The sequence below is a fragment of the Streptomyces flaveolus genome (genome assembly GCF_014648815.1).
GTDB lineage: Bacteria > Actinomycetota > Actinomycetes > Streptomycetales > Streptomycetaceae > Streptomyces > Streptomyces flaveolus.
In genome coordinates, this window is record NZ_BMRV01000010.1 from 151,919 (window position 1) to 159,396 (window position 7,478).

At 74.2% G+C, this 7,478-nt stretch carries 3 protein-coding genes; 1 reads left to right on the forward strand and 2 read right to left on the reverse strand.

The features are described from left to right. Positions 1-157: 157 nt before the first annotated feature. Both IEZ05_RS23130 and IEZ05_RS23135 read right to left on the reverse strand, forming a co-directional pair. Complete coding sequence (locus IEZ05_RS23130; protein ID WP_189232130.1) at positions 158-3,016, reverse strand: hypothetical protein; 2,859 nt, start codon at positions 3,014-3,016, stop codon at positions 158-160. After that, entirely contained in the window at positions 3,013-6,378 is a 3,366-nt protein-coding gene (locus IEZ05_RS23135) for a right-handed parallel beta-helix repeat-containing protein (protein WP_189232131.1), read from the reverse strand. Before IEZ05_RS23135 ends, IEZ05_RS23130 begins: the two co-directional genes overlap by 4 nt. A 221-nt stretch (positions 6,379-6,599) precedes the next feature. Here IEZ05_RS23135 and IEZ05_RS23140 point away from each other — a divergent pair, with 221 nt between their 5' ends. Then, the gene (locus IEZ05_RS23140) at positions 6,600-7,406 is read left to right on the forward strand and encodes a type VII secretion system-associated protein (RefSeq protein ID WP_229869821.1); all 807 of its coding nucleotides are present in this window, start codon (positions 6,600-6,602) and stop codon (positions 7,404-7,406) included. Positions 7,407-7,478 lie beyond the last annotated feature (72 nt).

The window sequence follows — 7,478 nt, forward strand, 5'->3', positions numbered from 1 at the left end:
CTCCATCGGTACGACCCGCGAGCGCCCGTCCCCCACAGGGGTGACGACGCCCTCGGATCCTCAGCTTGACGGCTGCGCGGAAGGCACCACCCCACGTCAGGGCCCACTGTGCACACAAGTACACGGTGAATACCCGACATGGCGGTCACGGCGACGATCAGGCGCGGTCGTCCCCGTTCATCGGGAGCAGGGCGCCGGTGCAGCGTCGGGGCCACTCCGTGCCGACGCGGCTGACGCTCTCGAGGGTTCGGGCGGCTTCGCGGAGACGGAGGGCGATCGCCTCGTCCTGGCTGTCGGGAGCCCGTCCCGGACGGCCCGGAGGTGTGTTCGGTCCGAGTTCCCGCAGCAGTACGAGCCGGGACTCGCCCGCGTCCTCCACGCCCAGCACTCGGAACCGGGTAGCGGGGCCGAACATGATCTCCTCCGAGTGGTCCGGCTCCGTGGGCTGCTCCAGCAAGGGACGCACGCGCCTGCCGACCACCGACCAGATGAGGTAGCGGTCGGTCGCCGCGGAGGGGGCCGCGCCGTCCAGCACCAGGGCGCTCAGCGGACCGGCCCGGCACAGCTCGTGGCCGGGCTCCAGGCCGTCGACCGCCCGGCCGTCGGGTCCCGCGCTGCGGATCGCCGGGCCCCGGTGCGAGGGCAGCCGCCGCAGCCCGGACGCCGCGCAGGCGACGGAGGGCAGAACGCTGCGGTCCCCGGCCGCGAAGCCCTGCTCGATCCACTGGTCGCTCAACGGCCCGTCCTCGACGGTGAGATAGGCGCGTACGGCGATCAGGTCCGCCCTGGCGTCCTCCTTCTGCGCCTGCACCCGCAGCGCGGGGAGCCGGGAGAGGGCGCGGGTCAGGGCGGCCGAGTGCTGGTCCCACTGGGCCCCGACGAGCCGGCGCAGGGCCTCGCGGTCGGCCGGGGTGCTCCGGTACGTCGGTGCGACGGGGAAGCCCAGCGGGGACGGGACCGCTGTCCGCCGTCCGTGGCCCGTGTCGGGTGCCGGGGCCGTGGGGACGGGCGGTCCGGGATCGGCGGCCGGGCCGTCCTGGCGCGGCCCCGTGCGCTCGCCGGGTACGGGGGCGGGGGGCGAGGCCGGCGCGGGGTCGGTTCCGGACCGCGGGCCCGCGGGCGGACTCGTCACGGCAGCGGGCACCCGAGACGGTGCGGCCGACCTGGACTCCGCTTCCGGCGACGGCGACGGCGGTGCGAACGGCCCCGCTCCCCTGGTCGCCGGGACCGGAACCGAGACAGGCGCCGACGCCGCGACCGGGGAAGAGCCACCGGGTTCCGGGACGGCCGGGTCGGGGAGCGCACCGAGGAGACGGTCCCCGGCGGAAGGGCCGTCGGCCGGTGCCAGGGCGGGCTCTCCGGCGCTCTCCAGCGCGTACCCCGGTGTCCGGGCGGGGGCCGTCGGCCGCTCCACGGTGGCAGCGGGGGTTTCGCGCCCCGGAGCGGGCTCCTCGGGGACCTGCGCACTTCCGGCCGACGGCACGGCATCCCCAGAAGAACGGTGCGGCAGCGGGCCGGGCTGATACTCCCACAGCGCCGGGGCGACAGGCGGCGCCGCCGCGGCTTCCGGGCCTGCCGGGGCGACGGACAGCTCGCCGGCCTCGGTTCCCGGCCGGGCGGTGTCCGCGGACCGCGTGACCACCGCGACGCCGTGACGGACGGCCAGCCGGCGCAGTGTGCTCAGGCCCTCGGCGTCGACCTCTCCGCGTACGTGAATCTCGGCGCGGCGGCGGCTGGCGCTCTCCAGGGCGCCGAGCAGCCGGTCGAGGGCGGACCGCACGGCCTCGTCCAGGTGCCGGCCGGGCAGGTCGAGGTCGATCGCGACGACGTCGGCGTGGACGGGCCGTTCCCAGAACGGGGGCCGGGGGAAGCCCGCCGGACCGAGCCAGAGTCCGGCCCGGGTGACCGCGAGACGCCACCCCTCCTCGAACCGCAGTACGCCTTCGTCGGTCTCCCGCTCCAGCCCGGCGACCGGGCTCCGCCACCGGCCGAGCCGGGGGCCGGGGGGTCCCGCGCCGTCGTTCGGGGGGCACACCACCGACCCCACGTAGGGTCGCCAGGCCGGGTTGCCGTCGGAAGCCATGACCACGACCTGGTCCTGACCGTCGGGGGTGTCTCCCTCCATCAGCACGGGCAGCCCCGTGGTGACCTCGGTCGCGGCGCCGAGCAGGTCGGCGGTCGCCCGGGCCGTGGGCAGCAGGTCGTCCCCGGCGCCCGGGACGAGCCGTACGGTCTGCCGGACCGGAGCGGGCAGGGCGGCGAGGACGGTGGCGAGTGCCTCGGCGGAGACGTCCGGCGCACCGGGCGTGCCCACCAGGACGCAGGGCCGGTCGGCGTCCACCGGCACCGAGTGGCGGATGCCCTGCGCGTCGGCGGAAGAGGCGCCCGCGTTCCTGATCAGCAGCCCGGCCGGGATCTCCTCCAGCAGATGGCCTCGGGCGAGGTCGGCGTCCAGCCTGTTCAGCGCGTTCTGCCAGCGCGGCACCGGGTAGCGCGGGCCCAGCGGCCTCGGCTTGGCCCCCGGCGCGAAGCGCCACCAGGAGGCGGGCCCGCCCAGCCCGTCGGGGCCGTCGGACGTGTCGGGTTCCTCGGTGGCGAACAGGTGTCCGCCGGGCACCATCAGCGGCCGGCCCGCCGGTGCGACGACCTCGATCTCCCACTCGTCGCGCATCCTGGCCGCGACGGCGGGCCGGCCGCCCCGCTCGAGTGCCGCACCCGCCATCACCAGCAGCACCCGTTGGATTCCCGTCCGGCGGCCGTCGCCGAGCACCGTCGCGAACCGCTCCCAGAGAGGCTTCGAGGTCTCCGGCACCGCGCCGACCAGCAGGGTCAGTTCGGTGGAGGAGGTGTTCCTCAGGGTGCGGGCCTCCTCGACCAGGCGGTCGGCCGTCCCGGGGTCCTGGTGGAAGAGGAAGACGTTGCCGTCGTCGGTGGCCGGATCGGGGGTCACCGACACGTCGCGGGCCGAGGCGCGGCCCGCGCGCTGCCCCCGGAAGCGGCCCCCGCGTCCGATCACTCAGCCACCACCGGACCGAGGTCCCTCGGTGCCGGGGCGAACGGCAGGTCCTCGGGGAGCAGCCGGGTGAGCGCGTCCAGTCCGGGGTCGACGACGCTCTGCAGCCGGCCGGCCTGACGGGTCACCATCGTCTCGACGAGCTGGCGGGCCAGTCGGGCGTTGCCGAAGGACCGGTCGCGCGGCAGTGCGTCGAGGTATCCGCGCAGCGCTTCCAGGGTTTCCGGCGTGCAGAAGTACCCGACGTTCTCGGCGTTCCGCCGGACGATGGTGACCAGTTCGTCGGTGGTGTAGTCGGAGAAGGGGATGTGACGGGAGAAGCGGGAGGCCAGGCCCGGGTTGGAGTCCAGGAAGCGCCGCATCTCGTGGGTGTAGCCGGCGGCGATGACCACCACCTCGTCACGGTGGTCCTCCATCAGCTTCAGCAGGGTGTCCACGGCCTCCCGCCCGAAATCGGACGGTGAGTTCTCGGGGGTGAGGGCGTAGGCCTCGTCGATGAACAGGACACCGCCGCGGGCCCGTTCGAAGGCCTCGGCGGTGAGCTGCGCGGTGTGCCCGATGTACCGGCCGACGAGATCGGCCCGGGACACCTCGACGAGCTGGCCCCTGGGCAGCACGCCGAAGGAGCGCAGCAGGTCGGCGTAGAGGCGGGCCACCGTGGTCTTGCCGGTTCCGGGCGGGCCGGCGAAGACCACGTGGTGGCTGATGCTCGGGGTGGGCAGGCCGAGGGCCTGGCGCTGACGGGTGGCGGTGAGCAGGCTGACCAGCCCGTTGACCTCGTGCTTGACAGCCGCCAGCCCGACCATGCCGTTCAGCTGGGCCAGGACGTCGGAGTCCTCGGGGGCGTTCTCCTCCGCGCCGCCGCGCACCTTCGCGGCCTCGGCCTCGCCGACGTCCTCGGGCAGCAGCAGCGTGAGGTCGGACTCGCCGACCTCCTGCTGGGTGGAGAGCCGGAACGCCTGCCGGTCGACCATCTCCTCGAACACCCGCCGGGCGGCCCGTCCGTTGCCGAAGGTGGCGTCCCTCGGGATCGCGGTGAAGTGCAGCGCCAGCGCTTCGCGGGTGAGCGGGTCCAGCTCGTAGCGGTGCGCGGCGCACATCGTCTCGACGATGGTGACGAGTTCGTCCACCGTGTAGTTGACGAACTCGATGGTGCGGGTGAAGCGGGAGGCGAGCCCGGGGTTGGCGGAGAGGAAACCCTCCATCTCCTTGGAGTAGCCCGCCACGATCACGACGACGTCGTCGCGGTGGTCCTCCATGAGCTTGACCAGGGTGTCGATGGCCTCCTGTCCGAAGTCGGCCCCGGATCCCTTGCTGTCCGACAGCAGCGTGTACGCCTCGTCGATGAACAGCACGCCGCCCAGCGCCCGTTCGAAGACCTCCGAGGTCTTGATGGCCGTGCCGCCGATGATCTGGGCCACCAGGTCCGCTCGCGCCACCTCCACGATGTGTCCCGACCGCAGTGAGCCGAGCTCGGCGAGGATGCTGCCGTACAGCCGCGCGACCGTGGTCTTGCCCGTTCCCGGTGGGCCGGCGAACACCAGGTGGCGGCTCATCGGAGGGGCGGGCATGCCGAGACGGGCGCGCCGCTGGGCCAGTTGGTTGAGGTTGACCAGGGTGGTCACCTGGTTCTTGACCCCGTCGAGTCCGACCAGTGCCTGGAGTTCGGCCAGCGGGCCCTGCGGTTCCGCCGGACGGCCGTCGGCGCCGGTCGCCGCCTTGTCCGTGGCCGTGGCGCCGTAGCTGCCCGGCTCCGGCGGCGGTGCGCCCTGCCAAGTGTCCGCGGCCCGGTTCCCGTTGCTGGTCAGCGCCTCGACGGCGAGCCGGGGGCCGGGGCGGGAGTGCCGCAGGCCGGCTCCGCGGTTGTCCCGGACCGAGCAATGGGTGACGGTCACCTGCTCCTCGGTGTCGATCCGGATGCCGTCGCCGGTGCTGCCGGTGAACTCGCAGCCGTTGAGCGAGGCGCGGGCGCCGGCCGCGATGAGCATGCCGTGGGCTCCGGAGTCGCGCACCTCGACGCGAGCCAGGGAGAGGTCGCCCCCGTCCTCCACCGAGATGCCCTCCGTCCCGCTGCCGGTGACGGTGCAGTCCCGCAGGGAGCCCTGTCCCCGGGCGCCCACCGACACGCCCGCGCGGGTGGCGCCGGTCAGGGCGGAGTCGCCCACGAACGGGTTCCCGTGCCCCTCGATCCGCAGCGCCGACGCACCGGCGGAGTCGATCTCGCAGTTCTCCAGCCGCCCGCGGCCGTCCTCGGCGACCTCGACTCCGTGGCCGCCGCTGCGCACCACCCGCAGCCGCCGCAGCAGGGGATTGGCACCCAGGCGGATGGAGACGGCCACGCCCTTGGCGTCCGCCACTTCGAGGCGGTCGAACTCGGCGGCCGACTCGTCCGTCAACTGCACCCCGACCGTCCGAGCGTCCCGGACCTGGACGCCGGTGAGCACGGGGGAACTGGACTCGGTGACCCGGATGCCGGCCTGGGCGGCGGAGGTGAAGGTGCAGTCCTCGTAGGTGCCCCGGGAACGGCCCAGCACCAGCAGTCCGCTGCCCCGGGTGCTGTCGGTGGAGCAGCGCCGCAGCGCCGGGTCGGCGCCGCCGGTCACGACGATGCCGTGCCCGGTGCTGTCGCCGACCCGGACGTCCTCCAGCACCGTCCGCGAACTGCTGGTCACGTAGGCGCCGACGGTGACCCCGTGCACCTCGGTGCGGGACACCTGGAAGGAGCTCGCGCCCTCCAGGGCGATCGCCGGCTTGTCGGTGGAGGAGATCTCGCAGTCCTCCATCACCCCGCGCGCCTCGCCGTTGGCCAGCAGGCCGTTGCCCCGCGCGTCGCGCAGCCGGGAGTTGCGGACCGTCAGCCGCCCGTTCTCCCCGACCACGAGGGCCGAGGTGCCCAGGTGCTCGATGACGCAGTCCTCGACGACGCTGCCGACCGAGGAGGTCTCGACCACGCCCGCGCCCGCGGAGTTGGTGATCCGGCAGCGTCGCAGGGCGAGCGATCCTCCGGCCCTGCTGAGCACCGCGGCCCAGCCGCCGCCCACCACCTCGCAGCCGTCCATCGCCACCTGGCCGCGCGCGGCGAACACCACGGGCACGTCGCTCTCGCCGCCGCGCAGCAGCAGGTCGGTCAGGCTCACCCCGTCGGCCGCCAGGGTCAGGGCGCTGTCGCGGCGCGGGCAGATCTCGACGCTCCCGCGCGGTCCGTCCGCGACCAGGGTGACCCGGGTGCCGATGACCAGGCTCTCGGCGTAGCGGCCGGGACGCACGCTGATGACCGCGCCCGAGCGGGCCCGCGTCAGCGCCTCGCCGATCGACGCGAAGCCACCGGACCCGTTCTGGTCAACGGTGAGTACCTGGCGCGTCACGAACCGACCTCCCTAGCCTGAGCCGCCCGCGGACGTCCACGCGGGCGGCATCGGATCAACATCATCACCAGTGCCGTCCGCCGAGCCCATATGCGCGGCTACTGAAAGGTGACTGATTTTCCGGGCGCCGTGACGCATATGGATTACTTAGCCGAGGTCGTGTGCCCTACGGGCGGGTTACTGTCCCGCCGGAAACCGCTCACCGGCATAGGGAAGAACTCGTGGAAGAACCTGCCGCGGAAATATCCGGACATGTGCAGACGGAAACGTCCGACGACGTCTTCATGGCCTTGCCCGGCGTGGTCGCCGCCACCGAGCCCCTCTCCGGGGAACAGCCGCCCGGGGAACCGCTGCCCGGATCGACCGCGGAGGATGCCTCGGCCGTGAGCGCTCCGGGCGGGGCGGGCACCGACGGAGACGAGTTCGACGGCGAGCTGCCCGAGCCGCCGGACAACGTCCGGGAGGCGGGCCGGCTGGTTCCCGACCACTGGCTCGGTCTGGTCGACCCGGGCTGGTCCGGGCCGGACACGCCCCCGCACTGGGCGGTGATGGGGCAGTGGCGGTCCGACGCGGACGGCGAGATCGTCGGCTGGCGCGACAACCCGGAGTATCGCCCTTCCCCCGTGATGCTCGGCTGGCCCGAGCCGACCGATCCGGTCGACTCCGCGATGCAGCTCGCGGCCACCCGGTACGGGCCGGGCGAGGATCTCGCCCGGGCGCTCGCCACGGCCGAGGTCGCCGTGCTGGTCCACCCCGACGGGAGCCCGGTGACCGCGGCGACCCCGGAGGGCGCACCGGTCGTTCCGGTGTACACCGCGCAGCCCCACCTGAGCGCGGCCGGCCGGATGGCGTCCGAGGTGCTGTCCGTCGACCGACTGCTGGAGCGACTTCCGGAGGGGCACCAGCTGTACCTCAACCCCGGCGGACCGGTCCCCGCGCTCGTCGAGACGGAGTTCCTGCTCTCCGCTATGGCGGAGAGCAGGCAGGACGTCACCGGCGTGGACGAGGGTCCGACCGCCTCGGCCTGACCGGAGCGGGCCGTCCGCCGTTCCCCCCGGCGCGGCCCGTTTCTCCGGGGACCCGGCCGGAACCGGGCCCCG